Source organism: Streptomyces sp. NPDC048484 (assembly GCF_040651415.1).
GTDB lineage: Bacteria > Actinomycetota > Actinomycetes > Streptomycetales > Streptomycetaceae > Streptomyces.
Map to the genome: position 1 here is coordinate 1 of NZ_JBEZJY010000053.1, position 24,947 is coordinate 24,947.

Annotated in this window: 27 protein-coding genes and 1 pseudogene; 4 read left to right on the forward strand and 24 right to left on the reverse strand. The window is 68.0% G+C overall.

Going from position 1 to position 24,947, the window contains the following annotated elements:
- Nucleotides 1-159: 159 nt before the first annotated feature.
- Nucleotides 160-387 (forward strand): annotated as a pseudogene (locus tag AB0D14_RS37400) (cation transporter); the annotation flags it as partial.
- A gap of 410 nt (nt 388-797) precedes the next feature.
- A complete protein-coding gene (locus tag AB0D14_RS37405; RefSeq protein ID WP_362787606.1) occupies nt 798-1,631 on the forward strand; it encodes a DUF6602 domain-containing protein in 834 nt (277 codons plus the stop codon).
- 194 nt (nt 1,632-1,825) lie between these two features.
- On the opposite strand, the gene AB0D14_RS37410 is transcribed toward AB0D14_RS37405, so the two are convergent.
- From AB0D14_RS37410 to AB0D14_RS37495, 18 genes are all read right to left on the reverse strand, one after another.
- Nucleotides 1,826-3,619: an ABC transporter ATP-binding protein gene (locus AB0D14_RS37410; RefSeq protein WP_362787699.1), complete on the reverse strand. Its 1,794-nt coding sequence runs from the start codon at nt 3,617-3,619 to the stop codon at nt 1,826-1,828.
- A 119-nt stretch (nt 3,620-3,738) separates the two neighbouring features.
- On the reverse strand, nt 3,739-4,044 hold the full coding sequence (locus tag AB0D14_RS37415; RefSeq protein WP_362787608.1) for a hypothetical protein: 306 nt from the start codon (nt 4,042-4,044) through the stop codon (nt 3,739-3,741).
- 495 nt (nt 4,045-4,539) lie between these two features.
- Entirely contained in the window at nt 4,540-5,400 is an 861-nt protein-coding gene (locus AB0D14_RS37420; RefSeq protein ID WP_362787610.1) for a hypothetical protein, read from the reverse strand.
- Between the two features lie 191 nt (nt 5,401-5,591).
- Nucleotides 5,592-6,008, reverse strand: coding sequence for a tetratricopeptide repeat protein (locus AB0D14_RS37425; protein ID WP_362787612.1), 417 nt, complete (start codon nt 6,006-6,008; stop codon nt 5,592-5,594).
- Between the two features lie 364 nt (nt 6,009-6,372).
- The gene (locus tag AB0D14_RS37430) at nt 6,373-7,158 is read right to left on the reverse strand and encodes a PIG-L family deacetylase (RefSeq protein ID WP_362787614.1); all 786 of its coding nucleotides are present in this window, start codon (nt 7,156-7,158) and stop codon (nt 6,373-6,375) included.
- Nucleotides 7,159-7,205: 47 nt separating this feature from the next.
- Complete coding sequence (locus AB0D14_RS37435; RefSeq protein ID WP_362787616.1) at nt 7,206-8,054, reverse strand: hypothetical protein; 849 nt, start codon at nt 8,052-8,054, stop codon at nt 7,206-7,208.
- Nucleotides 8,055-8,443: 389 nt separating this feature from the next.
- Nucleotides 8,444-9,292, reverse strand: coding sequence for a hypothetical protein (locus AB0D14_RS37440; protein ID WP_362787618.1), 849 nt, complete (start codon nt 9,290-9,292; stop codon nt 8,444-8,446).
- Nucleotides 9,293-9,505: 213 nt separating this feature from the next.
- Complete coding sequence (locus AB0D14_RS37445; protein WP_362787620.1) at nt 9,506-10,285, reverse strand: SAM-dependent methyltransferase; 780 nt, start codon at nt 10,283-10,285, stop codon at nt 9,506-9,508.
- Nucleotides 10,286-10,496: 211 nt separating this feature from the next.
- On the reverse strand, nt 10,497-11,441 hold the full coding sequence (locus tag AB0D14_RS37450; protein WP_362787622.1) for an endonuclease/exonuclease/phosphatase family protein: 945 nt from the start codon (nt 11,439-11,441) through the stop codon (nt 10,497-10,499).
- Nucleotides 11,442-11,536: 95 nt separating this feature from the next.
- The gene (locus AB0D14_RS37455) at nt 11,537-12,385 is read right to left on the reverse strand and encodes an endonuclease/exonuclease/phosphatase family protein (protein WP_362787624.1); all 849 of its coding nucleotides are present in this window, start codon (nt 12,383-12,385) and stop codon (nt 11,537-11,539) included.
- Nucleotides 12,382-12,951 (reverse strand): helix-turn-helix domain-containing protein, encoded by a 570-nt coding sequence (locus tag AB0D14_RS37460; protein ID WP_362787626.1) that lies wholly within the window; start codon nt 12,949-12,951, stop codon nt 12,382-12,384. Before AB0D14_RS37460 ends, AB0D14_RS37455 begins: the two co-directional genes overlap by 4 nt.
- Nucleotides 12,952-13,216: 265 nt before the next feature.
- Nucleotides 13,217-14,488, reverse strand: a complete 1,272-nt coding sequence (locus AB0D14_RS37465; protein WP_362787628.1) for an acyl-CoA dehydrogenase family protein — start codon at nt 14,486-14,488, stop codon at nt 13,217-13,219.
- 81 nt (nt 14,489-14,569) lie between these two features.
- Nucleotides 14,570-15,067 carry a GAF domain-containing protein gene (locus AB0D14_RS37470; RefSeq protein WP_362787630.1) on the reverse strand — a complete coding sequence of 166 codons (498 nt, stop codon included), beginning with the start codon at nt 15,065-15,067 and terminating at the stop codon, nt 14,570-14,572.
- Nucleotides 15,068-15,168: 101 nt separating this feature from the next.
- A complete protein-coding gene (locus AB0D14_RS37475) occupies nt 15,169-15,765 on the reverse strand; it encodes an ATP/GTP-binding protein (RefSeq protein ID WP_362787701.1) in 597 nt (198 codons plus the stop codon).
- A gap of 4 nt (nt 15,766-15,769) precedes the next feature.
- Nucleotides 15,770-16,159 (reverse strand): DUF742 domain-containing protein, encoded by a 390-nt coding sequence (locus AB0D14_RS37480; RefSeq protein ID WP_362787632.1) that lies wholly within the window; start codon nt 16,157-16,159, stop codon nt 15,770-15,772.
- Nucleotides 16,156-16,671: a roadblock/LC7 domain-containing protein gene (locus AB0D14_RS37485; RefSeq protein WP_362787634.1), complete on the reverse strand. Its 516-nt coding sequence runs from the start codon at nt 16,669-16,671 to the stop codon at nt 16,156-16,158. The genes AB0D14_RS37480 and AB0D14_RS37485 overlap by 4 nt, the downstream gene beginning before the upstream one ends.
- A 19-nt stretch (nt 16,672-16,690) precedes the next feature.
- Nucleotides 16,691-18,181, reverse strand: a complete 1,491-nt coding sequence (locus AB0D14_RS37490) for an ATP-binding protein (RefSeq protein WP_362787636.1) — start codon at nt 18,179-18,181, stop codon at nt 16,691-16,693.
- Between the two features lie 49 nt (nt 18,182-18,230).
- The gene (locus tag AB0D14_RS37495) at nt 18,231-18,770 is read right to left on the reverse strand and encodes a hypothetical protein (RefSeq protein ID WP_362787637.1); all 540 of its coding nucleotides are present in this window, start codon (nt 18,768-18,770) and stop codon (nt 18,231-18,233) included.
- A gap of 313 nt (nt 18,771-19,083) precedes the next feature.
- On the opposite strand from AB0D14_RS37495, the gene AB0D14_RS37500 reads away from it, so the two are divergent.
- Complete coding sequence (locus tag AB0D14_RS37500; protein ID WP_362787639.1) at nt 19,084-20,328, forward strand: helix-turn-helix transcriptional regulator; 1,245 nt, start codon at nt 19,084-19,086, stop codon at nt 20,326-20,328.
- 4 nt (nt 20,329-20,332) lie between these two features.
- On the opposite strand, the gene cutA is transcribed toward AB0D14_RS37500, so the two are convergent.
- The gene (gene cutA, locus AB0D14_RS37505; RefSeq protein ID WP_362787641.1) at nt 20,333-20,668 is read right to left on the reverse strand and encodes a divalent-cation tolerance protein CutA; all 336 of its coding nucleotides are present in this window, start codon (nt 20,666-20,668) and stop codon (nt 20,333-20,335) included.
- A 288-nt stretch (nt 20,669-20,956) separates the two neighbouring features.
- Between cutA and AB0D14_RS37510 the strand changes: the two genes are divergently transcribed.
- On the forward strand, nt 20,957-21,544 hold the full coding sequence (locus tag AB0D14_RS37510) for an aminoglycoside phosphotransferase family protein (RefSeq protein WP_362787643.1): 588 nt from the start codon (nt 20,957-20,959) through the stop codon (nt 21,542-21,544).
- On the opposite strand, the gene AB0D14_RS37515 is transcribed toward AB0D14_RS37510, so the two are convergent.
- From AB0D14_RS37515 to AB0D14_RS37535, 5 genes are all read right to left on the reverse strand, one after another.
- Entirely contained in the window at nt 21,537-22,139 is a 603-nt protein-coding gene (locus AB0D14_RS37515; RefSeq protein ID WP_362787644.1) for a class I SAM-dependent methyltransferase, read from the reverse strand. The genes AB0D14_RS37510 and AB0D14_RS37515 overlap by 8 nt on opposite strands.
- Nucleotides 22,136-22,324, reverse strand: a complete 189-nt coding sequence (locus AB0D14_RS37520) for a hypothetical protein (protein WP_362787646.1) — start codon at nt 22,322-22,324, stop codon at nt 22,136-22,138. The genes AB0D14_RS37515 and AB0D14_RS37520 overlap by 4 nt, the downstream gene beginning before the upstream one ends.
- A gap of 253 nt (nt 22,325-22,577) precedes the next feature.
- The gene (gene tgmC / locus AB0D14_RS37525; protein ID WP_362787648.1) at nt 22,578-23,711 is read right to left on the reverse strand and encodes an ATP-grasp peptide maturase system methyltransferase; all 1,134 of its coding nucleotides are present in this window, start codon (nt 23,709-23,711) and stop codon (nt 22,578-22,580) included.
- The gene (gene tgmB / locus AB0D14_RS37530; RefSeq protein WP_362787650.1) at nt 23,708-24,676 is read right to left on the reverse strand and encodes an ATP-grasp ribosomal peptide maturase; all 969 of its coding nucleotides are present in this window, start codon (nt 24,674-24,676) and stop codon (nt 23,708-23,710) included. The genes tgmC and tgmB overlap by 4 nt, the downstream gene beginning before the upstream one ends.
- A complete protein-coding gene (locus AB0D14_RS37535; protein WP_362787704.1) occupies nt 24,673-24,885 on the reverse strand; it encodes a putative ATP-grasp-modified RiPP in 213 nt (70 codons plus the stop codon). Before AB0D14_RS37535 ends, tgmB begins: the two co-directional genes overlap by 4 nt.
- Nucleotides 24,886-24,947 lie beyond the last annotated feature (62 nt).

The window sequence follows — 24,947 nt, forward strand, 5'->3', positions numbered from 1 at the left end:
CTCCACTTCGACGAACACCGTGCCTTCACCTCCCCTCGCACGTCACCACTGACGGCCGCGGCTTGACTTCTTAGGACCCAGAGATGTCTCTCAGAGGGTGACGCGGTAGAACGAGTGCTCGCCGAGGAGGGTTTCCAGTCCGAGCGTCAGGGCGGGTGCCTGCTGTGCACCTACCTCTCCGCAGTGCTCCTGGTCGGCCTGCTGGCCAACCTGCTGCTCGGCTGGTCCTGGGCCGACCCGATCGCCGCCCTCGTCATCGCCGCCAGCGCAGTCAAGGAAGGCCGCGACGCCTGGCAAGGGAAGGGCTGCTGCGCGCCCACCAATCACGTCCCTGCCGCGAGCGCCGCAGCAACATGCGGTTGCGCCCAGGGTTGCGACTGCTGCTGACAACCGTCGTCAAGGGTGGCTCGGGCATACCGAGCCGCCCTTGACGCACCTATTGTGCAACTTCTGATAGCCAGAACTACCAGCATCGGGCCCCTGCTCCAGGTGGCAGCCGGTGAGCCGGGCGACGCCGATGGCAGCCACCCAGCTCTCGCACCGTCTCGTCCGGCTCGGATTCCATACCCGAGCCGGACGAAGCACCGCTCTCATGGAACTAGCAGGCCAACTCCGAGCAGTGGTCCTGGGCCGACTCCTCGGCCTCCATCTCAACACCGCCTCAGCTTGGACCAGTGGACCCAAGAAGCTGGAAACACTCGTCCGGGAAACGCAGCGGAGGTCGCCCGGCGGAATGCCCGACAGACTTGACCAGCTGGACCAGAGCAGACTATTGGCAAGAAACGTATAATACGTACATGAGTGGCAAATTGCTGGAACAGACCCTTCATTCGATTGCCCGCCGCATGAAGGAGGAGTTCGAAGCGACACGAGCCTTCCAGCACACGGGCGGGAAGGGGACCAGCCGCGAAGGGATCTTTCACACCTTCGCAAAGAGCCACCTGCCAGGCCACGTCGAGGCCCGCCACAACGCCGAGATCATCTCGGTCGATGGGCAAAAATCAGCTCAGTGCGACACCGTCATCTGTGACCGCAGCACGCCCCCTCTACTTGACTCGGGTGGCTACGCAATCGTGCCGAACGAGTGCGTCTACGGCCTCATCGAAGTCAAGTCCTTCCTCGACAGAGACGGCCTGCGCGAGGACTGCGAGAAGATCCGGAAGGCCAAGAGCCTTCCGAAGTCCGCCTACCAGAGGAATCTGGGGGATCAACGTCGGCAAGCTCCAGATGGCTACAAGCCGTTCCCAACCGTGGGAATGATCTTTGCCTTCGGCAGCATCGACCCCATCACGCTCGGCAATCATCTCGCAGAGTGGTGCAACGAGCACGACCGTTCTCTATGTCCTGACGCCATCTGGGTCCTCGGCAAGGGCTACTTTGGCTGGCTCACGCCTGACGAAGAAGCACTGCGGCCTGCTCTGCCCGGGACGAACCTCCACCTCGTGGACCCCATGCCGGACGGCGACATCATCTATCCCCTCGCGATCTATATGAACGCCGCCTTCGCTACAGCCTGGATACCCCCCTTCGACCTCATGGCCTATGCATCCAGCGGGTTGGGAGACAGCCGCAAGTACTGGACCGAAGCAGCAGATGAAGATGACGGCGAGGCTCAATCGGTCCAGCCGTGAGGAGGGGGCAGCTCTTGTCCAGCCGACCATTCCGCAAGGTCCAATAGCCGGACTCACCAGTATTCTTCCGCGCTCATCCTGCAGTGTCTCCCGTCTGCGTCGGCCAGCTGAAGGCCGGCCATAGGTGTTTCTTCCGGATCAATGGACTGCTCGGGCGGTGGCGGGTGCCGCCCGCCTGGGCGGCACCTGGACGGTCAGCGGTCCCGGGACAAGGCAAGAAGCCGGGCGAACTCCCCGTTCGCGGAGGCGAGTTCCTCATGGCTGCCCTGCTCGGTGATCCGGCCCGCCTCCATCACGACGATCGTGTCGGCGATCCGGGTGTTTTCCAGCCGGTGCGTCACGACGATCGTGATGCGGTCCGCGGACATCTCCTTGAGCGTCTCGAACGCCCGGTGCTCGCCCTCCGGATCGACCTGGGAGGTCGGCTCATCCATGATCAACAGCTCGGGGAGCCGGTACAGGCCGCGGGAGCAGGCCACGCGCTGCCACTGCCCGCCGGACAGTTCGACCCCGCTGAAGATCTCTCGTGCCACCAGGGTGTCGAGCCCGTGGGGCAGGTCCTCGGCCGCCTCGCGCAGGCCCACGGAGTCGATGGCCTCCCACACCGGGGTGTCGGACTCGGAGCGGGGCTGGCCCAGGGTGACGTTTTCGCGCAGCCGCAGTGGCCACTGCGCGAAAACCTGCGGGACCAGCCCGGTCAGCTCCCACACGGTGTCGGGGTCCACCGTGGCGAGGTCGTCGCCGTTCCATGTCACGGTGCCCCGGTCGGCCAGGAGGATCCCGGCGAGCAGACGGGTCAGCGTGGTCTTGCCGGAGCCGTTGACCCCGACAAGCGCCAGGATCTGCCCGCGCCGCAGGGTCAGCGACACCCCGTCGACAGCCGGTTTTTCTTTACCCGGATAGCGGTACACCACGTCCTGCGCCCGGATCTCCTGGATGGGGGCCTGCGCCGTCAACTCGCCACGGTGGGGTGCTTTTTGTTCGGCTTCGTCCAGGAAGTCCGTCATGTCGCCGAGGTAGAGGCTGGTGTGGAAGACGGCGGCGGCGCTGCGGACCAGCTGGGTCAGCGCGCCCAGGGTGGTCTGGACGGCGAAGACCGCGGTCGCGGCGATCGCCAGGGCGATCCTTCCGGTGGCCGCCAGCCAGTACAGCGCCGTCCACGTGCCCACCAGGAACACGCCGCCGCACGCCGCGGAGCCCAGAGCGATCCGCAGGATGCGGGGGGTGGCAGCCAGTGAACGGGCGTCCGCCTGCTTCGACAGGGTGCGGTACCAGTGGAGCAGATAGCCGGCCATCGAGTTGGCGCGGACCTCGTCGCCGTACTTCGGGCTGGTCGCCCACCAGCGCATCATCCCGCGCGCGTTGCGGTTGGCGATGTTCGCGTAGTGGATCTCGTAGTCCACGCGCGCGGTGAGCACCGAGCCGATCCCGGCCGGGAGCACGGCGAGCAGCAGGAACGGCAGCAGCCGCCAGTCGAGTACCGACAGGACACCGCACGCCGTCACCAGTTTGATCAGCGAGGACATCAGCTGCTGGGCGTCGGCGACCATCACGTGGCTGCGGAGCACCCCCATCTCGGCGGCTTCCTGACGGTCGTGGAATCCGTCCTCGCTGTGGGTGGCCGCCTCCACCCGGCAGACCGAGGCGACCAGCGTCGTGTCGGCCTCGGTCGTGAGCTGCGGTGTGATGCGCCGCTCACCGTAGGCCGAGACCGCGCCGGCGGTGCGGGACAGGGCCGCCATCACGGCCACGACGACCAGTGCGGGCAGCGCGGTGTGCAGCCGCTCCTGCACGGTGCCGTCGTTCAGCAGCGGGCGCATCGCCTGGGCGGTGGCGGTGAGCTGGCCGGCCGCCGCCACGCCGACCGTCACCTGGCAGACCAGCAGCAGTACGACCGCTGTCCGGTCGACGGCCCAGGACATGCCCGCGATCCGCCGCAGGACCGACGGGATCCGGGCGCACAGCGCACGGAAGGACACCCCGTCCATCGGGTTCACCGAGTACTGCCCGGTGTATTTGATCTGAGCCGGGGCCGGCGGGGGCAGCACCTTCCGTCCTTGGGCGGCGCTCTGGGGCCCGGAGCTCTGCGCGGGCAGGCGGGGACCCGTCATGTCACACCCCCGCCCGCCGGAACGAGCAGGATCAGGGCCTGCTGGTGCGGATCGGCTGCCAGCAGGAGGGGCGCCGTGACCGGCTCCAGGCCGGGCGCCACCTCGCGCAGGGCACAGGTTTCCCGGCCGAAGAACGTCGGGCCCGGCGCCAGCTTCGCGAACGACACTCCGCCGTCGCAGGTCAGTTCCCACACGCGGGAGTTGGGACGCTCGTGGGAGACGTCGCGTACGGCGTCCACCGGGCCGACGACGCTCTGGGCCCATTCCCGCAGGGCGGGCGGAATCGGTTGGGCGACGCTCATGCCCCCCACCCCGGTTTCGGGCATGAACTATCTGCGGTGGACCTGTGCACGGCGTCAACCTGATACACGGCACGGAGAGGAGCGGACGTGTCCGTGTGGACGCGCTGGTCGAAAGCAGGAGGAAGCGGGGTGAGGGCGGGAACGGGATTCATGGGGGTCCTCCTGCGCGGGGTGGGTGGATCCGGCGACTGAACAACTCCCCTGCTTCAGAAGCCGTTACGGCCGGCCGGGAGCGACGTGGCGGCCGAACGTTCGAGGAAACGGGGGCCGCCCTTGGCGGGACTGGAAGATGAGACCGTGATGCGATGTTCGATCACCCGCACAGGGGGAACATCACCCGATCGAGGCATTGCGTGCGGCGGACGCTGTCTGCCGCACCCCTGGCCCGCCCCACGTACCGTCCGCGTGCATGCCACGCGCTACGTTCAGCAAGGATTCCCTGGACGCCCGGTCGGCTCCCCGTCGTTCGCTGACGGTTCGGCGGGGCGCCGCCGCTCACGAGGCCGGGCGGGCAACGGGTGCGAACCGGAGATAGGCGAGCGCCTTGTCGGATTTCTTGTAGCGGGGCCAGCGTCGGCCGTCGGGGTCAGCCGCCTCCGTGTCGTGGATGAACCGTACGACCGTGTCGGGTCCGTCGGTGAGGCAGGCGTCAGCCAGGTCATCCCACGAGAGGTACAGCCCGTACTCCTCGATGCCGGCGCTGGCCCCGTCCGTCATCACGAGGATGTCGGCGAGGTCGCGGGCCGGCCAGGAGCGCACGACTGCATGACGGGCCGCCTCGGGCACGGCTTCGGCGACCCAGTACCCGCCCGGTGCGCCGTTGTTGAGGTGACGGAGCTGGTGGGCCCGGAGTTCCTGGAGCAGGATGCGGTGCTCGGGCGCCTGGAAGCCGCGGCCCTCCCGTAGCCGCGCCTGATACTCCGCGTACTGCGGGCGGTCGGTGACCAGGCGGGCGAGCCGGTCATCATGCACCGGATCGATCGTGCCGGCGACGGTGCGCGCGATCACCGGAGTGTCCGCCAGGACGAGCGCGTCGACCGTGTCGCCCCGGTGCCGCACGACGGCGACGGTGGCGGCGGGGGATGCCCCCGCGACGAGCCCGTGCTCACCAGCGATGCCGGCGATGGCCTGTTCGAGCACCTGGCGCAGGTCGGCGTCCGGGCCGGCGGCGAGCACCGAGGCCACCCGGTTGCCGAGGACTTCGGCATACCAGCCTCCGCGGGGCTCGTCGTCGGTGAGCGTGGAGACTCCGTCCAGGACGATGACGGCTCCCGGCGCCTGGACGATGCGGTCCTCGCTGGAGCGGCCTTCGCCGGAGAGTTCACCGGCAGCTACGGAGAAACTGTTGTGAATCATTGAATCGGTCGTCTTTCATTGAGAGAGCGGTCAGGGAAGGACCAGCGCCGGGAGGCGGGGGCCGGCCCGGCCCGCAGGGCACGCAACGCTGGGCCGAGGCGTCCAAGCCGGGCGGCGCCAACCGGCCACCGGAGCCGGCGGACACACGGTGATGCGGTTGCCGGGCCCGGCCGAGGCGTTCCGCGGGACGCTCAGGTCACAGTGATCTCGTGGTGGATGTCGCGGATCCTGATCGTGTAGCGCGTGTGCGGGCCCTGGACGTTCGTGGCTGTCGCGAGGGCCTGTCCAGCCAGCGCCGTCGCCTCACCGGTGCGGCCGGTGCGGTGCAGCAGCAGGGCGAGTTCGGCACGCAGCAGGAGCGTGTACGGGTGCTCCGGGCCGCGTACGGCCTCGCGTACCGCGAGCAGGTCCCAGGCCAGGCCGACCGCCTCCTCAAAACGGTGCTGATCGCGAAGAACGCCGACCAGCAGGTGCCGGGCAGCCAGAGTGTCCCGATGGTCCGGTCCGTGGACGGCGGCGAGGGCATCGGCCAGGGCGCGTACCACCGCCTCGGCGTCCGGTTCGCCGGTCGAGGCGAGCACCCAGGCCAGGGCCAGGCGTGCCCCCACAGCCGCCCTGGTCCCAGGAACCGCCTCATCGCCCCTCCTCCTTGTTGAGTGCCTGAAGTCTCGCGGGCTCTACGTCGTTACGAAGCCGCAGGTAGAGCGAGAACGCAGGTCGGCACAGGTGCAGCCCTTCAAGAGAAAATGATGACGTTTCATCGAGAATCCTGATGTTTCGCTTGCTTTCTCGATGCACAGTCAGATCTCCTGATCTGTAGGGTGTCGATGACTCCTGCGGTGTTGTGCTCACCTGGTCTTCTGCGGCGCCTGCGGGCGCCGCAGAAGACCAGGGACTTCGAGCAGTCGATGGTCGATCAATACCTGCTCGTCGGTCTGAGAGGGCGTTGACCTCGATCGCCTCGGCGGCGATTCACCTCAATGTGGTGCCGTATGTGCAATATCGCTCGGTGCCCCACCCGATGGCGTCGTGCACACCGCGCAGCACTAGGGAATCGCCGCGCCCGGGGTAGGTGCGCAGGAGGTCGGCCAGCCGCGCGGTACCGAGCCCCCCGCTGTAGTGGTCCACTGCGGTGCGGCGTGCTGAAGCCGCCTGAGCGGTGGCGGTCAGCGTGCGGAGGCTCGTGTGGACTGCGGACCCGGTGCACCGTCCTGACCCGATGGTGGTGTCGCCCAGTTCGGCGCGCAGTAGTTCATGGCCGCGCGCGATGTCGCTGTGCAGCAGGTGCGCTCCGAACACCGTCACGGGAACAGGGAGGTGAGCTGTCGCGTGCCGCACCGCGTGGTGGATGAGGATGTGGTCGGGGTGTCCGGTCAGTCCGTCGGCACCAACGGTGAGCATGATATCGGGGTTAATGTCGGCTACGTGCTGGACGATGGCGCCGGAGAGGTCCTCGAGCCGCGCGCTAGTCAGGGCTCGTGGCGACGGGTGGCCGGCGGTGTCGATCCAACGTCCCTCGTCCAGCCAGTCCCAGTGATGTACGCCGAGGGCTGCGGTCGCGCTGGCGAGTCGGCCCGCCCGGCGGGTGCGTGCGGCGACCTCCGTCTGACCGGGCTCGCTTGCCTCTCCGCCGGAGGCCACGCGCAGATGCACGGTGCAGCCGAGCGCGCTGAGCGTCGAGAGGGCGGCCCCGGTGGCCCAGGTCTCGTCGTCGGGGTGAGCGTGCACAGCCAGCACGGTCGTTCCGGGACCGGTCATGCGGAAGACCGTCCGTGCGGCGCTCTGCCTGGCAGTGTGCCGCTCACTCATCGCTGGGTCCCGAAGTCGATGCAGGCCAGCGCCTTGTCGTCTGAGATTTTGTAGCGGGGGTGCCTGATGCCGTCCGGGTCGTCGTTGTGCTCGTAGGCGTCGATGGTCTCGACCACCTGCTGCGGCCCGAGGGCGGCGCAGGCGTTGGCGAATTCGTGCCAGGACCAGCGCCCGTAGGGCTCGACGCCAGCCAAGGAGCCGTCCGTCATGACCCACATGCGCGTGACGTCCGAGACGGGCCAGGAGCGCACCACGGCCTGCCAGGCGGCTTCCGTGGCGGCCTCGGCCACCCAGTACGCCAGCGGGTCACCGGTCCGGTTGATGTGCTGCATCTGGTGATCCCGCAGTCGCTTAACCACCTGGCGGTGCTCCGGAGACTGGAATCCGCGCCCGGCCTGCAACTGTTCGAACATGACCTCGCGGTCGGGGGAAAGGCAGACGAGGGTCTCAAGGCGCTCGTCGCGCAGCACCTCGAAGCCATCGCGCTGCTCGACGACAACGGGCGTGTCGCACAGTACGAGAGCGTCGACCATGTGGTCGTCAGGGCGGTGGCGCACGATCGCCACGGTGGCCGCCGGCGAGGAGCGCGGGACTAGCCCGTGTTCTTGGGCCACCGCGTGGATGGCCTCGTTGAGAGTGGTGCGCAGGTCGAGGTGCTGGGCGCGCTTGTGGGCGGCGAGGATCTCCTCTCCGAGTGCCTGGGCGTACCAGCCGCCGCGGGGGATTTCATCGGTGAGGGTGGAGACGCCGTCGAGGACGACCACCAGAGTGGAATCCGCGTTGATGAGGATGCGGTCCTCGGACGGGCGGCCACCGCCGGACAGTTCACCGGTCGTTATCTGCACAGGATTCCCTTTCATCGTCTTCGTGTTGTGGCTGGAGGCTCCGTCACGCATGGTGCGGCCGACGGGTAAAGGGCTACGACTGCGCGCCGACCTTGCCGGGGTGCAGTTCGTGGATCGCGGGCAGTTGCGCGCCTCGCCCAGTGGAGCCCGTCACCCACCCGCAACTTCCGCTGTTCGAGGCCCGCCGTGATCTGAAGTCCGGGCAGCGCTGCGGCTCTCCCGCGCCGACGGACCCCGTGCTGGCCGCAGCCATCGACCAGCGTGCCGTCGAATACCGTCAACGACTGGGCTGGAGCGGTGAGTTGGCATGGCAGGTCCGCCGCTCCCTGCGTGTCCTCCTCGGCACCCAGGACGCCCCGGGCGCCCCCAGGCGGGAGCCGGCCGTGTGCTCACGGCTCATGTGGGGGTCGGTGTGCGGCCGTCGGCGACCGTATGACGTGACACAGACCGCCTCCCACCACGACTTCGCTGCCTGCGATATCCCTGATCCCAGGGACGGGCCCGTCGAGCAGGGACACCGGGGCGGCGTGGCCGGTCCGTGACGGGGCGGCAGGGTCCCGGAAGTGCTGGATGCTGTGGATTTCCGGCTTGCGGGGTGGGTGAGGGGCGCCCTCGTGGCGCACCGCCCATACCTGGGTGCCGACGATGATGTTGAACCTGCCGGAGCCCTCCGGCAGGAGCGTGTGGACGATCCGGGCCTGCTCGGCCAGCGTCTCGAATGTGCTGAGGAACGTGTCCGCAGGGCCGAGGCCCGAGCCGGGGTCGAGGCGGGCGAAGTCGCGAAATGCCGTGGGAGTCACCCGTACGGGCAGATCGACCGCTGTACGCAACAGGTAACGCCAGGCATTGTGGCTGCCCTCAGGCGGTCGGACAGGATCCTCGGGGAGGCAGAACCACGTGCGCTGGCCCGCGGGTGGCGGCGGGCTGGGCGCGGCAAGACAGTCGTGCTCGCTGTGGTCCGCCAAGTAGACGGAGACGTGCCGCAGGCTGCGCTCCAAGAAGAAGGAGTGGCACAGACCATCCTGGACCACGTACCGCTGGGCAGTGTCCCGGCGCCACCTGCCCACTTCGGCCAGGTCTGCGAGCATCGGGCGTATCAGGAGTCCGGCGACCCAGTGGTCGATGGAATGGACCGTGCTCAGATGGCCGCTCAGAGGCCGGGGCACGGTCAAGTCAGGGCTGTAGGCGTAGTTGGGATTGATGGGTGAGTCGATCCCACGGCGAAGACCAATGATCATTTTCTCTGACCTGGGGTTGAGGAACTGGATGAAGGTGGATGCCGCATCGCCACGGAAGGTCATCCGGGTGCAGGGCGGGGGAACCGGGGGCGCGGCGGCGGGGCCTGGTCAGGTCCACCACTAGCCGGTTCCTAGTCTTGGATGGGCTACGGCAGGGCTGTTGTGCTGGCTGGCCCGCCGGTCGATTGCACCGCCCGGAGCGGGGGCGGCCAGTTACCTTTTACGGCCGATGCCGCCGTACACGTCCGTCGGCTGCGGGTCGGTGCCCGGCTCTGGGCGCCACAGCGGACAGGAGACGATGCCGGGATCCAGCAGGTCTAGGCCCTCGTAGAAGGCGGCGACCTGCCGAGGGCTACGCAGTACATACGGGTCGGCGCCGGTGTCGTCGTAGCCTTCCTGGGCCCGCTTCAGTTCGGCGTCGGTGTCGGTGCCGTCGTAGTGCACGAAGTAGCTGCCCGGCGGCAGGGCCGCCTGGAGACGGCGGACGATCGACCGGGCCTCCTCGTAGTCCTGGATGTGGCCCAGGATGCCCATCAGCATCAGGGCGACAGGCTGGTCGAAGTCGAGGATCTTGCGCGCCGCCTCGATGATCTTCTCGGGGTAGTGCAGGTCTGCGTCGATGTAGTCGGTGACGCCCTCGGGAGTGCTGGTGAGCAGAGCTTCGGCGTGGCTCAGGACGAGCGGGTCGTTGTCCACGTACACGATCCGGGATTTCGGTGCCACGCGCTGGGCGACCTGGTGCGTGTTGTCTTCCGTGGGCAGGCCGGTGCCGATGTCCAGGAACTGACGGATGCCCAGCTCCCCGGCGACGACCGTCACGGTACGGATCAGGAACTGGCGGGAGGCGAGGGCCATCGTCTTGATGTGGGGGGCGATCTTGGCGTATGCCTCGCCTGCCTCCTGGTCGACGGGGTAGTTGTCCTTCCCGCCCAGCCAGTAGTTCCACGTGCGGGCTGAGTGCGGCCTTGTAGCGTCGATCTTGTGCTTGTTCACGATTCCTCCGAGGGATGGCGCATCAGTCGTCGGGCCTGTGGGCGAGGTGGGAGAGACGGTGTGCGGGCTGCGGGGCCGGGGCTGGAGGTAGCGCACCGCGGGCCGCATGTCGGTCGGATCGCTCGGGGCGAGACGGTCAGGGATGAGGAGGGCGGGGTGATCGGGCCGCACAGGTGTCCTTGATCGACGTCTGGGAGGTCGTGTTGGCGGGTCAGAAGGCGAGGTCGTACGCATCGAGGGCTGTGATGTTGCGGCGCAGTGCTTCGACCATTCCGGCGAGGGAGTAGACGGTCTTGACGGCTCCGTGGTCGCTGATGCCGGTGGTCTCGATGACCTCGACCTTGATGACGGCGTTGATGAGCCAGGGGTCGGCGTAGTCGCGGTCGATGCGCCGTTTTCCACCCTGGCCGGGCTTGGTCCAGCCGGCGGTGGCACCGAGCGCGTCGGGCTGGTGGAGCGTGTGCGCGGCATACCGGGCGGGATTGTGGAGGCCGGCCCCCAGCAGGGTCTTGTCGGCGTAGGTGCAGCTGACGCGTGTTCCGTCGGGGCCGGCGTTGGTGCGGTGCATCATGTGCATCCGGTCGGTGATCTTGGGACTGGTCCAGTCGATCGGGGGGATGAGTTCACCGGTGGGATGCGGGTATTCGTTGGCGTCGCCGCCCCCGAGGAACGCCATCCCTGCGTTGGTTTTGTCGGCGGCTGCGAGGATCTCGTCGGCCTCCCGTTCCCGGCCGCGGGGTGCGTTGAAAGCCAGGTGCCAGCTCATCATCACGATCGGGACCTCGGGAACGTCCCGCAGGCTGGCGATGATGTGGGTGGGAGGGGTGCGCCACAGCGGAGCGTGCTCGAACACTTGGTGGACGTCGAAAAGTGAGGGTCGCACGAACAGCCCGGTGGGGTTGTTGCCGGTGCCGGGCGCGCCGATGAAGCCCCGCATTTTCAGGAGCTGTTCGGCGGCGTGGAGCCGGCGGTGGCCCTTGTCCCGGCTATGGGTCATCTCCTGACGCAGGAGCACGTCAGGCTGATGCTCGTTGAGCAGTTCGTGGGCGTCTCGCCACCGCTGGGGAGGCTGTCCGCCTTCGTCCGGGCCACCGTCACGTTCAAGGTTGAACGTGATCACCGTGACCACGGGTTCGATGCTGCGTATACCGGCCAAGGGGCCCTCCGAAGAGTGAGGAACGGGGTGGATGATCCCCGTGCCGGGGACCGCGGAGCTCCGCGCACGGCGGGGCACCGGGGAGATACGGGCGGTCAGGCTGTCCCGCTGATTTCCGCGTCGAGCACGGTCGGCAGGTGATCGGACGAGGCGCGCGCTGCGGGCGTGTCGTAAGTCCAGTAGGCGTGGACGGTGAAGCCGTGAACGAGGATGTGGTCCAGGCACAAGGGCTGCGGCTCGTTGTCGTAGTAGTAGCCGACGGTGGCTTTCCTGAGGGTCTGGGTGAGGCTTTCCGGGTCCTGCCAGCCGGAAGCCAGGAGCACCTGGAGGGCCCGGAGGTCGGCGTCACCGAAGTGCCCGTTGGGCAGGATGCGGCGGTACCGGGCGTGCAGGTTCCGGGGGATCAGGTTCCAGTCGAAGGTGTCGTACAGGCGGGCACAGTTGAGGTCGCCGAGGAGCAGGGACCGCGGTGGAGCGCCAGGGAATTCACCGGCGAAGTCGGTCGCCCATCCGCGTACTTCGGCGAGCCGGGTGTCGCCGTCGGTGAAGGCGAGGTGGGTGGCGAGGGCGTTGAAGTCGGCACTGCCGTCGGGCGTATCGAGCGGGCGCAGCCGGGCGCGGATCATGGCGTGGTGCAGGGCGCCTTGGCCTCGTTGTTTCCAGTCGACCAGGTGGAGTTGGGCCGGCCGGTACAGCAGCGCGGTGAAGTTGCGGCCGTCGCCGATACGGGAGGGGAGCATGGCGACGGCTTTCAGTCCGAGTTCTCCGGCCATGGCCGTCAGGCGCCGGTTGTCGTCCTCGTCCCAGAGGGTGCATTCCTGGAGAGCCAGCACGTCGGGCCGGATTTCTTTGACGATGTCCGTCTGCGTATGGAAGCGCTCTTCCGATGAGTCATCCACTCCGCCATTGAGCAGGTTCCAGGTCACCGCGCGAAGTTTGGTCACGGTGTCCTCCCGGAAGCGGGGCAACGATCGGCTGTGGGGGCAGGGCTGTGTTCCTGTGCGGTCAGGGTGTCGGGCCGGCCGGGTAGAGGAACACCGCTGGTGCAGGGGCACATGACGGCCACCACCTGGCCGACGAGGGCCGCGCGGCCGGCCCGGTCAGAAGCCTCGGGCTCGGCGCATTGAACGGCCAGCAGCGCGCCCTTGAGCAGGGCGTGGCCGTGGGCGGGTTCGAGTGTGAGCTGCAGGACGGATATTGTCCCGGGCGTCTTCTCGGTGCTGCTGTCGGCGCCGCCCAGGGTGCACGTACAGCCCTGAGATGCGGGTACCGGATCGAGGGTGTCGGAGCCGGTCACGATCTCGTAGGAGCGGGATCTGCCCGGGTCGCGCTTGAGCAGTCCCAGTTCCTCAAGGCCCTTGAGGTGATAGGCCGCAGAGGACGAACTCAGCCCGACTTCTTGCGCGATCTCGCGTATCGAAGGTGAGAATACGCGCGGAACGGTCCCCCTCTCGATGACTTCAATGATCTGCTTCTTCTGTCTGCCCAGTGCTGGTATTTCTGAGGGCATGTAATTGTCCTTGGTCGTTCAGGCGGTGATGGGCCTGACGCGAATATGACTCGGCCACGGTGAAGCCTTCCGGCTTCTGGGAGACGCGGTGGTGGGCGCCCGGCGCGGGAGACAGGCCGGCGACCTCGTCCACCACGAAGGCGCACCGGTCCGGCGTTCCCGCGCCGGGCTGGGTGTCCCGCGCTCGGCAACGGGGGTGCCCAGCGTGGGACGTGGGATCCGCGCACGGCTGGATGTATTCACGGGGTGCCGTGCGCGGACGTTTTCAGACGGCGACCGGGGGGCCGTGCCTGGGGCGCCCGGCCCGTTCGGCGTGCAGGACGGACCAGGGGATCCGCGCGCTCTCGCTCTCGCCGGTCTCCTCCTGCAGGAGGCTCCCCGCGAGGCGCAGGCGCTGCACTTCGCCGGTGCCCGCGGGCGCGTAGGTGCTCTGCATGTCGCGCCAGACCCGCTGTATGGCGTAGTCGCCGTCGAGGCCGTTGGCGGCGTGCAGCTCCATGGCGTCGGTGCCGGTTTCGAAAGCGAGGTCGTGGCCGAGCCCCTTGGCGGCGATGAGCTCGTCGTCGCAGGACAGACCGCGGTCGAGCATGTCGACGGCGTGGTAGGTCAGGATCCGGGCCATGATCAGCCGGGCGGACATGCTGCCGAGCCGGTCGCGTACAACGCTGACGTCGGCGAGCGTGCCGTGATAGCGGGGCCGGTTGCTGACGTACTTCGCTGCGAGGGCGACGGCCGCCTCGTGGAGGCCTAGGCTGAGCGCGGTGAGGTTGGGCCGCCCGTAGACGATGCTGGCGAACTGCGCGACGTCGAACCCTGCGCCGACCTCGCCGAGGACGTCGTCCGGCAGGACCCGGACACGGTTGAAGCTGAGCTGCCCGAAGCTGAAGCCGCGCAGGCCGAGCTTGGCGCCGGGCCGCAGCAGGCTCACGCCCCGCTGCTTTGCCCGGACGAGGAACGCGGTCAGCGCCTTCGACGTGCGGGTGCCGGCCGGGGCGGTGCGCGCCACGACGACATGCAGACCCGCGAGGTGGCTGTTGCCGACGTGGGCCTTCACCCCGGTGAGGACCCAGGCCGTGCCGTCCCACTCGGCACGGGTCGTCATCCCCCCGATATGGCCGCCCTGTTCCGGCTCGGTCACCGCGATCGACATGAGCACATCGCCTGTTGCCACGCGCGGCAGCAGCGCGGTGTGCTGGTCGCCGGTGCCGTAGTGGAGCAGGCCGGCCACCGGTATCAGGCTGGCCTGCAGGATGGCGGCAGCCGCGCCGGAGACGCGGGCCAGACGGTGGATGAGGATCGTCTTGGCGACGTGCCCGGCCTGCATGCCGCCGAAAGCCTCGGGCACCGTGACTCCGAACCATCCGCGATCGGCCATGAGGCGTGCGAGCTTGCTCTCCACGCGGGTGGGCGTGCTCTCCATGCGGTCCACCCGGGGCAGGATCTCCTGGGCGGCGACATCGTCGACGTCTGCCCACAGGGCCTGGTGAGCGGGTGTGAGAAACCTGTCGAGTGTGACGGGCGTGGCAGGCATGGACATGGAACGGCCTCTCTCCCCGAAGGGGCTCACAGGACAGCTGCGGCCGAAACCGCTGCGCGGAGTTTCCCGGCGGTTCGCGTGTCAGGGGGCAGGCGGCAGGGGGATCTTGAGGATGTCGGCGGCCGTGAAGCTGGTGTCCCGGACCAGGTCCTGCAGCCGGTTGGCGTCGGCGAGGGTGCGTGTTTCGGGGTCGATGATGCAGACGGTGAGCAGGGCCTTGCCGCTGACCGCGTCGACGATGGGGATGCCGAAGTAGGCTTGGATGCCGATCGCGTCGACCACGGGGTTGCTCTGGAAACGCGGGCTGGCGGCCACCTCGGGCAGGGGCAGGCCGCGCTTGCGGGCGATGACCTCGGGGCACCAGCCGTGGGAGCGGGGCATGGTTCTGCCGACGATGGGAAAGCCCGACTCCGGCGGGGGGTTGTGCAGGCCCAGGAAGGTCTGTTCGTTGCTGAAGGCGTTCACCATGGCGTAGAGGAAGCCGGTGCGCTGGGCCAGCTGGGTGGTGAGGTCGTCGAGAATTTCCTGCCCTTCCATGGGGATGTCCAGCTCGTGGAACCGGGTCAGACGGACCGACATGTCGGACAGCTCTTGGTCTGGGTTGTCGGTGAAGGTCCGAATACGGTGCTGTGTGGCCGGGACAAGGGCGTGCGGGCCGTGCGGGCTCTGAAGGGAAGTCATCAGGCATCCAAACGGGCGGAGTTGACGGAGAGGGACTCGATGGCGTGCTGGACCAGGGTGAGCAGGACCGAGGCCACGGAATCGGCGTTGCGGGCGTCGCAGAACATCAGCGGCACCTCTTCACTGACCGTGAACGCCTCGCGTATTTCGGCAAGGGTGCGTGGGGCCGCGCCGGGGAACTGGTTGATCGCGATGACGAAGGGCAGGCCGCGCTGTTCGAAGAAGTCGGCCGCGGGAAAGCTGGAGTCCAGGCGCCGGGTGTCGGCCAGGACGACAGCGCCGAACGCGCCTTCGCACAGGAGGTGCCAGAAGGACCAGAAACGTGGCTGCCCCGGGGTGCCGAAGAGGTAGAGCTCGATGGGGTCGGGGACGTCCCAGCCGACGCGGCCGAAGTCGAAGGCCACCGTCGTGGTCGTCTTGTGCTCGACGCCGTACAGGCTGTCGGTGGCTTCGCTCTGCGTGGTGAGCGCCTCTTCGGTACGCAGCGGTGGGATGTCGCTGACCCTGCCGATCGCGGTGGTCTTGCCGACACCGAAGCCGCCGCCGATGACCAGCTTGAGGATGGTCCGCTCGGTGAATGGAGAGGGCTGATTGATGACGTCACCCGGCTTTCGCGTTGTGCCACTTGCGTTTCAGGCCGGCGCTGAGTGCCTGCAGTTTCTGCACGTCGCTCCCCGCACCGGGGGCGTCCGGGACGGGGACGGTCAGGGCTCCGGCGTCGATCAGGTCGGAGACCAGGACCGTCACCGCCGTGACGTGCAGGCCGAGCAGACCGGCCACCTCTACGAGCGGACGCTGCCGCTGCCGGCACAGCCCGACGATCCGCGCACTCTCCTCAGTCAGCTGGCGAGGCGACCGGGGCCCCGGTCCCAGGACGGTGTTCAGGCTCAGGCTGTGCCGGGCGCGGGTGCGCCCATCGGTCAGCGCATACAGCCGGACAATGCTGGCTGCCTCGTGTGCCCATGCGTCCTGGCCCGGGCGGGAGATCACTCGACACCGTTGTCCTGGCCATCGCGCTCGCGGACAGGAGTCGTCATGAAATCCGCGAACTTCTGCACCAGACGCCCGACGGCATACGAAACGTTGCCGAGGTTCGCGTCCGGGCGCACCAGGACGACCAGGACCGTCGCGACGGTCCTGAGATCCTGATGGAAAGCACTGCCGGTACCGGCATAGGTGACCAGGAAGATGGTGTCGTCCCGCTCCAGCATGATCTGCCGGACCGGCTCCGACTTACCCTTACCCTTCGGCCCGGTGACGTTCCTGGCCAGCCCGGCCAGGCTGGCGAAAGCCGCCGCCAGCTCATCCACCCAGTCGACCTGCATGGGCGAGCAGAACGCCTGCCGCATACCGTCGGTGGAGGCCAGCACGGCGTGCGTGGCACCGGGGGTGGCCTGCACGAACTGATCCAGCAGGCGTGTCATCTGTCCCTGGACATCTCTCGGAGAAATCACGGGGGCGAGGGCATCGTGCGTGTCGTAGGACATGGCGGTCTGCTCCATGCGAGGTAGCGGGGGGGGGTCAGGACTCAGAGCGGGGGGTGGTGCGCGGGACCGGCTTCGCGTTCATCCCGGCTTGCAGGCCCGACCGCCAGTCCCCTGCGGCCTGCGGGTTCGCGGCCTGGGCCGGCTGCGCGGGTTCGGAGGCTGCCGGTTCGGGCATGGGTCTGGCCTGCGGCGTGCGCTTCGGCAGCGGGCCCTCCTCACCCCCGGCCGGCCGCTCAACCGGGCGGGCCCCTGCGGGCGCACGGTGCACGGGCGACGATGCGCTGCCCGCGAAGGCCGGCTCCCGCGCCGGGACCTGGCGCTGGGCGGAGACGGTGCCGATATACGGGGTGATGGGGACGAGGTGCTCGCGGGGAACGACCACGCTGGCCGTGGTGCCGCCCGTGGGGTTCATCGTCAGCCAGACCTTCAGGCCGTACTTCGCGGCAATCGTCGCCGTGGTGATCAGACCCAGATTCCCGACCCGGACCTGATCGGCAACGCTGGCCTGTGCGGGGTTGGCCAGAAGACGGTTCAGCATGGTGCGCTTGACCGGGTCCATCAACAGGGTCGCCCGGTCCTCGACCTCGATCAGCAGCCCGTGTGCCACCCGCTGCGCCCGGACCATGACCTTGGTCGCCGGATCGGAGTTCTCCACACCGTTGTCGATCAGCTCCGCGAGGAGATGCGCCACATCGGGGTGGACGTGCGCGGGCAGCGCGAACGCGGAGCCCACCTCCCCGGCCGCCGTCTGCACCCGCGTGTACCTGACGACCTCCGACTTCGCCCCTCTCAGGACCGTGGCGACCGGGACGGGCGCCCGGGTCTCGCGCAGGGACTTGCCGCCCAGCACGACCGACACGCTCTCGACCATGCGGCGCAGCCGCATCGCGAGGTGATCGATCTTGAAGCTGTGGTCCAGCAGCTCCGGGTCCTCGGTCGCCATCTGCAGACTGCTCAGGTGCTCCAGCATCTCGCCGATCAGCAGGTGCTGGCGGCGCGTCAGCGTCTGGTGCATCGCCACGAGAACCGCCGCCTGCGACTCGTCATGCACCCGCAGCATGCCGTGTGCGCCCTGCACCTGCAGGTTGTCGAGCGCTGCAAGAACCTGCGCGAGCATGTCGTTTCCGGTGTGCTGGGGCTCTGGTGGCAGCGGGGGCCGCACGCCCTGGCAGATCTGGTCCGCCATGAACACGGCGGTGTCCTCCGCGGTGTTCACGGCGTCCGCGATCTGCTGGAGTTCGGTGTCGCGATGTTGCTGAAGCGATGCTGCTACGGCCCGCACCCGGATTCCGCCGGTCAGCACCGTGCAGAGCACGCTGCCGCCGAGCGTGACCGCGAGTTGAGCGGTGCTGAACTCATACGCCCACGAGGCGCAGATGGTCCCGCTCCCCAGCACGATGAGGCACAGTAGCGGTGCCACCAGCACCCCGCTGACCTCGTCGAGGAGGTAGCGGTCGATCCGGGGGCGGCGGCCCCGATCACGTCGGTGAGTGACCGGCCGGGCGGTGCTCACGTGGTTAGACATCCAGTTCCTCAAGAGTCAGTTCCGGCAGGGGGATCCGCAGGCGGGCACGTCAGGCAAGCGGGAGAACGGCCTGCACGGTCTTGCCGGCCATCACGTCGCCGACCCCTCTCTTCACCCCCCACGCCAGACGTCCCCTGTAGTGGGCCACCCACCACAGGCCCTTCGGCGTGCCCCGGGCCTTTCCGGACTGCCCGGCGGCCTCGTCGAAGCCCGGGAACTCCGGATACGCGTCGTCCACCTCGATGAACAGCTCGCCGGAGTCCGCGGCCACGATCAGGTGCAGTGAGACACGTCCGTCATCGAAGGGCCTGCCATGCCGTACAGCGTTGTCCACCAACTTGTCGGCGACACGAGCCGCAGCATCCACGTTGCCGGGCCAGCGCGAGATCGTCAGCCAGGGCTGGACCAGCAGCCGCGCGTTGGCGCCAGCCCCCTCCTCGGCTACGAGCGTCGTAGTCCACTCGAACGCCGGCTTGCCTTCCGCCTCGGAAAACAGACAGGGCACGTCATGCCTGCCGTGGAAAGTTTTTTCGGGTTTGGCAGGAGCCTCCTGGCCAGAGGCAATGCCGTGCTGCTCAGGCGGGTTCACAGGCGGACTTCCGAGTTTGCCTGCGCACGGACACGTGCAGGTCGAACGGCGGAACGAGCGTGGAGGAGGGAGCCACGCGAAGCCTGCCTTCCGACGAAGGGTCCCGTAGGCACGGGAGTACCTCGGCGGGCGGGGCGGGGCGGCCGAGGCGCTCAGAAACGAAGGCCTGACGGATCGTGGTCATGGACTCACCGTTTCGCGAGTCTGCGGGCTCTGCCAGGGGAATTCAGAGGGGGAAAAATCTGTCAAGGGGGAAACAGACGGGGGAAGTTGCAGCCATGATTGGCATCTACCCGAGGACGAGGTCACACTCATGGCAACCGACGAGTTAGCTGAGCTGCTTTTTCGACTCCGCCGGGCTGCCGGACGAACACAGGAACAACAGGCAGCCGCCGTCAACGCAGCCTCAGGGCGGGACACGATGACCCGGCGTGAGATCAACCGCTACGAGCATGCAGAGAACATTCCGACGAACCACACGCTCGCGCACATCGCGGTGGCCTGCGGCGTCTCCCCTGAGCACTTGCAGCGGGAGGCGGCAGCCGCCCGCGCCAGGCGCAGGATGAGCACCCGAGGTGGAGGAGAGGACCCGGACGACGTGAAACGTCGCACGCTACTTGAGGGCGTCATTGTCGGAGCAACTGTCGCGGCTGAGCCATGGGAGCGCTTCGCCCAGGCCATCGGCAAGGGGGGAAAGGTTGACTCGACCGTCTTGAACACCCTCGTCGATCGTGCGGGTGCTCTTCATGTGAGCGAGAGGCAGCTGACTGCGCTCGAACTTCAAGGCGAGGTCGAGGGGCATCTCGATGCGATCACCTCGGCACTTCCGCGGGCTGGTGACCACGAACGGGCGATGACGATCGCCGGCGGCGAGACTGCAGCCTTGGCGGGGTGGGTGGCGTGGGATTTGGGGGATCAACACCGGGCACACGCCTACTACAAGGTTGCTATGGACTGCGCTGAAGCCGCTGGACACCCACCACTGCGCGCTCTGGCCCTGGCATACGCAAGCTACGGAGCGGCTACTCCTGAAAAGGCTGCAGAACTGTTGGCCCAAGCTGTGAAGGATGTGCGAGGTCCTGGCAACGCGGCAGCGTCTGCCTGGATCTACGGCAGGCTCGCGGAGGAAGCCGCGGCTGCCGGTGACGAAGCGGACGCCCTCCGCGCCATGGATCGCGCTCGCTTCGCGTACGACTTCGCTGACCACACCGCCGAGCAGGCATGGGTACGTTTCGTGACTCCCTACCGGATGGACTCCCTGACCTTGTCGGTGTACGGGCAACTTGGCAGGCAGGAGCTGGCCGAGACCGCAGACCATGCGGTGGACCGATTGGGCATGGAACTACCCGAATCGGGCGTTGTTGTGCTAGGCGACTTGGCCGCAGCTCTGCTTCGCGGAGGAGACCTCGATCAAGGCGTCTACGTTTCACGCCAGTTTGCTGCAGCGGCCGAGGCCCGGCCCAACACCATGGGCAGAGTTCGCGCCCAAGCCGTTGCTTCTCGGCTTCCGGCAAAGGAGCGCGAACTCGCCCGGCACCTGCAACAGTTCGCAGCGTGAGGCGTTAGCCGGCGGGTCGAGGCGTGGACTCCTCGGCCACCCATGCGAGGTAGGCCTCGGTTCCCCCGGTCACGGGGAGAGTGATCCACTCATGGACTTCGTAAGTGTGCTGCTTGGAAACCCAAGACTCCAGTTCCGGAAGCCTCTCCGTGGTCGTCTTGTACGAGACCCGCCACTCTTGGGCAGTCTGGATGGCGCTATCCCACCAGTACACCGCGGTGAACGGCTGGTCTATGTGGGCACAGGCAGCCAGCCGATTCTCGACCGCACCGCGTGCGAGAGCCTTCGCCTGCTCCTCGTCGTCGATGGTCGTCTGTGCGATCACGATGTTGCTAGCCATGCAACTTTCCTCCCAGATCGGCGTATCACGACAGTACCCAGCGGCCGTCGGGTTCTCGAACGAGGTGCAGTCGTGATGCGGAAGCGGACCTGACATGATCTTGATTCTGTGGGACGCAGATCGAATCCTGGCACCCTGCAGACATGACGATGCGCCCTGCCCCTTCCCGTGCAGCGTTGGAAACGGCCTGTGCCATTGCGGGTTTCGACCCCGCTGAGGCTCAAGTCATTCGCGTCGCCGAAAATGAGATCTGGCGCCTCCCTGGCCACGTGATCGTACGAATCGCGCGTGCCGGCCAATGGGACGCTGCGGCCCGCGAGATACGAGCGGCGCAGTGGTTGGCCGACAACCAGGTCCCCGCCGTCCGACCACTGCGTATACACCAGCCGGTGGACGCGGACGATCGACGCAGCAACGTGCTTGTCCCGCGACGATCGCGGCTGGCTTCACCAGCGCCTCGCGGACCTTGCTGCGCAGTGGCAGACCCGACCCGAGGGCTTGCCGGAATGCGTCGTGCATGGTGACGCGTGGGTGGGCAACGTCGTTCGCACAGCCGACGAGTCGGTCTTGCTCGACTTCGAACGCGTCTCCGTCGGCCCTCCAGAGTGGGATCTCGTCTCCACCGCAGTGAAAATGACCACGACCGGCGCCGTGTCCACGGCCGAGTACGCCCAGTTCTGCGCCGTCTACGGCACGGACGTGACCACGTGGGAAGGCTACGAACTTCTCGCCGGGGCCCGCGCGTTGCGGATGGTCACGTACGCGGCCCAGCACGCTGCCACACGGCCGGAATGGCGCGCCGAGGCGCAGTATCGTGTCGACTGCCTGCGAGGCCGCACTGTGTCACCTCCGTGGGGGTGGAAGGGGATCATTTAGTTGGAGCTGGCCCCGATACGCAAGCTTGGTGCACCGGTGCGTTGGCGAACGGGTCGAATTCGATGTCCTCAGCGGGCCGCACGTAGACCTCTTCAGGGATACGAGGGCTCTCCTTCCATCGGCAAGCGAGGATCGGTGTCTGGCGCAGCGCGGAGAAGACCAGGCGTACGCCCGGTTTGAGCCCATTGGCCAGGGCGGGCAGCAGCCGATTGGGGTCCAGGTACGGCACGGAGCAGACGGAGTAGATCAGGTCGTACGAGTCGGCAGCGCGTAGATGGGCCACCGCGTCGGCGCACACCAGGTGCAGGCCGGGATGGTCCGGGTAGCGTGTGAGGGCGCGCTGGCGCTGGGCGGGTGAGGTGTCGACGGCGGTGACCTTGGCACCCAGGTCGGCCAGGTTTGCGGCGTGTCGGCCGAGGCCGCTGCCGAGGTCGAGGACACGTAGTCCCGCCACCTCGCCGAGGGCGTTGATGCCGGGGCCTCTCTCCGGGATTCCCCAGTCCCACCGGTCCAGCTCGGGCATCTGAAGTCCTCTGGTGATCTGGTGGGCGCCGTAGGTGTTCCAGATTTCGACGGTGTCCTTCTCGGTGGTCACCGAGTCCTCCATCGGTAAGGGGTGAGTAGGGGGCAGGGGCGCAGGGCGTAGCAGCGGAGCACGTCGAGGTCGGCGGTCTCGACGGCGGACCAGCCGGAGGTGAGGATGTCGGTCTCGGCGGGGTTGATCCCGAGCCCGTGGAAGGGGTCGATGTCCTCTTGGCGCCCGGCGATCTCGGTGACCACCCAGAACGTCCCGCCGGGGACAAGGAGGTGGCGACCGCGTACAGGTGGCCGATGCCGAGCGCCACGATGGCGTTCGGCAGTTGGCCGAGGAAGGCGAGCGCGGCGATCTGGGTGGTGGAGGCGTGGAGCCCCAGCACGGCCAGGCCGGGGAGGGCGACGGTGCTGACCGCGGATCCGGACAGGCTCGCGCACTCGCTGGCGACCAAGCGACGCAGATCCGGGGAGGTGGCCTCAGGTGGAGCTTGCCCTGGTGTCAGGTCGGCAGGCGCCACTGCGGGCCGCCCGGGTCGCTGAGCCAGACGGTCTGATCCCACTCCGTGACGGTCATGCCGAACGCGGTCTGGTCGGGTGAGCCTGCCTTCTGCCACACGATGAGTGCGTCCTCGACCTGGTCCCATAGCGACAGCGGGCCGTCCTGGTGGACCTTCCACCCGCTGCCGTCGGATTCGGTCCACGCCTGCGAGCCGCTCGCCACGTCGATCAGGGCGACTCCGTTCCCAGTGCGCACCAACTCAGCGGAAGGAGCAGCCAGTTGGGCGACAAAGAGGCCAGTCCAGTCGTCCAGCACGTCTGGACTCACTCGCGTGTTCCGCGTGCTGCCGGGGTGCGCATAGAAGGTGGGGCGGGGTGGCCGTTCGTGCGGCCGGGCGAGCATGTACGAGACCTTGTCACCGGCGAAGCGGCCGCGGGCGATCCCCTTGTCATCCAGGTCGAGGCGGATCAGGCCGGAGGCGAGCATCCAGCCGCTGATCGTCGTGATGATGCTGCCGCTGTCGCGGAGCTGCCATAGCCACGATGGGGGGACGGTGCGCACGGCGCACGCCGCGATGACCGTGTCGTAGTCGGCGCCGTCCTGGTGCCCGCGCAGGCCGTCGCCGACGACGAGCTGGGGGGAGTGGCCGGCGGCGCGCAGGTGCTGCGCGGCGGCTGCGGCCAGGTCCTCGTCGTACTCGACGGAGTACACGAGCTTGTCGCTGAGCCGGTGGCACAAGATGGCGGTGGAGTAGCCGGTGCCCGTACCGATCTCCAGCACCTTGTCGTCGTCGCGGATGCCGGCGAGTTCGACCATCCGCAGGACGAGGGACGGCAGGGTGCTGGAGGAGGTGGGCCGCCCGGACAGCGGGCCGGGGGCGGCTGCGGCGCTGATGCCGTCGACCTGCGTCACCCACGTGGTGTTCGAGTAGACCATCCGCAGCCACTCGTCGTCGCCGAGCTCCTCACGGCGCACGGGCTCCCACTGAGGGCCCTCCGGTCGGAATACGACGTCGCCGAGGAAGAGTTCGCGGGGCACGGCTTCAACGGCCGAGCGCCACGCAGGGTCCGTGAGCTGACCGTGCTTGGCGAGTTCGTCGGCGAGGCTCTGGCGAAGTGAGATGCTGCTGGTCATTGGCTGTCCCGGTCGGGGTGCTGAAGCTGGTCGGCGATGGCTGCGGTGATCTGGCGTGTGATGGGGTCAGGGAACCATGCGAACTGGCCGTTCGGGTTGCACTCATACCAATGGAACCGGCCGGCGGCGTCGAGCCCGAAGTCGAAGGCACCGTAGACCAGGCCGAACGTCGTGAGGTAGTCGCGCACGGCCTTCGCCACGGCGGGCGGCGTGTCGATCAGCGTGTAGGTGAGGTCGTCGTAGTGCCGCCGCCAGTCCAGTCCCGGGGACCCGTCGATCCGTACGGCGAACAACTTGCTGCCGACCGCGGTGAGCCGGATGTCCGCGACCTTGTCCACGCGCTGCTGGAACAGGTGCATCGTCTGCCCCACGCCGACGTCCAGGTCCTCAGGGGTGACCTCTTCGACCCACACGGTCAGTCCGCGACCGTCCTCGTCCGTGTAGTCGGTGTTGTACAGCGGCTTGTAGACCGCGGGCCCGTGCTCGCTGACGAACCGTCGCGCCTCCTCCACGTCGTTGGTCAGCAGAGTCGGCGGAACGTGAAATCCGCACTGCGCTGCACGCGAGAGCGGGGCCGGCTTGAAGTCCGCGGCCCTGTTGGCCCACGGCTGGTTGACATAGCGGGCGTCCGGCAGCGAGGCGAGGATGCCGCCGAGGCCGTAGCGGGCCTGGTCCAAACACCAGCGGGCATCCTGCCCGTTCAGCCCCGCGGGCCCTGCATAGGGGCGCGGCCGACGCCAGTACACCGACCGCACCCCGTCCAGAGGTACGGCCCGGGTCGCCGTCCTCACCTCGCCGGCGAGCCCGAAGTCGTCCACGTGCGCCGTCACGGTGACGGCGTCCGGGAAGTCCGCCGGGTCGAGCCGAACGACCGGAACCCCGCGTGTGCCCAGCTCCTCAATGACGACGTCGGCGGTCGCGTCGTCTAGCTGAGTGACGACGAGAACCGGCGAGGTCGCGGTCAATCGGTGTCCCCTTCCTGGTCACTGCCCTCATCCGTGTTGCCGTCCATTGAGGTCTTCGGCTTCGTCTCCTTGGACGTTTCGGATCGCTTGTGCCGGTCCAGGGTCGGCAGGTCCAGGCCGCCCAGGTCGATTTGCCGGGCCGTCTGGCTGTCCGGATCAAGCACAACCGAAGCCGCAGCCAGCACAGCCGTTGCCGGGAAGGGCCGCATCCGGGTCACCCCCCACGGCTTCGGGGCCTGGAACTGGGTCGTCACCGGGAACCTCCCTCTTA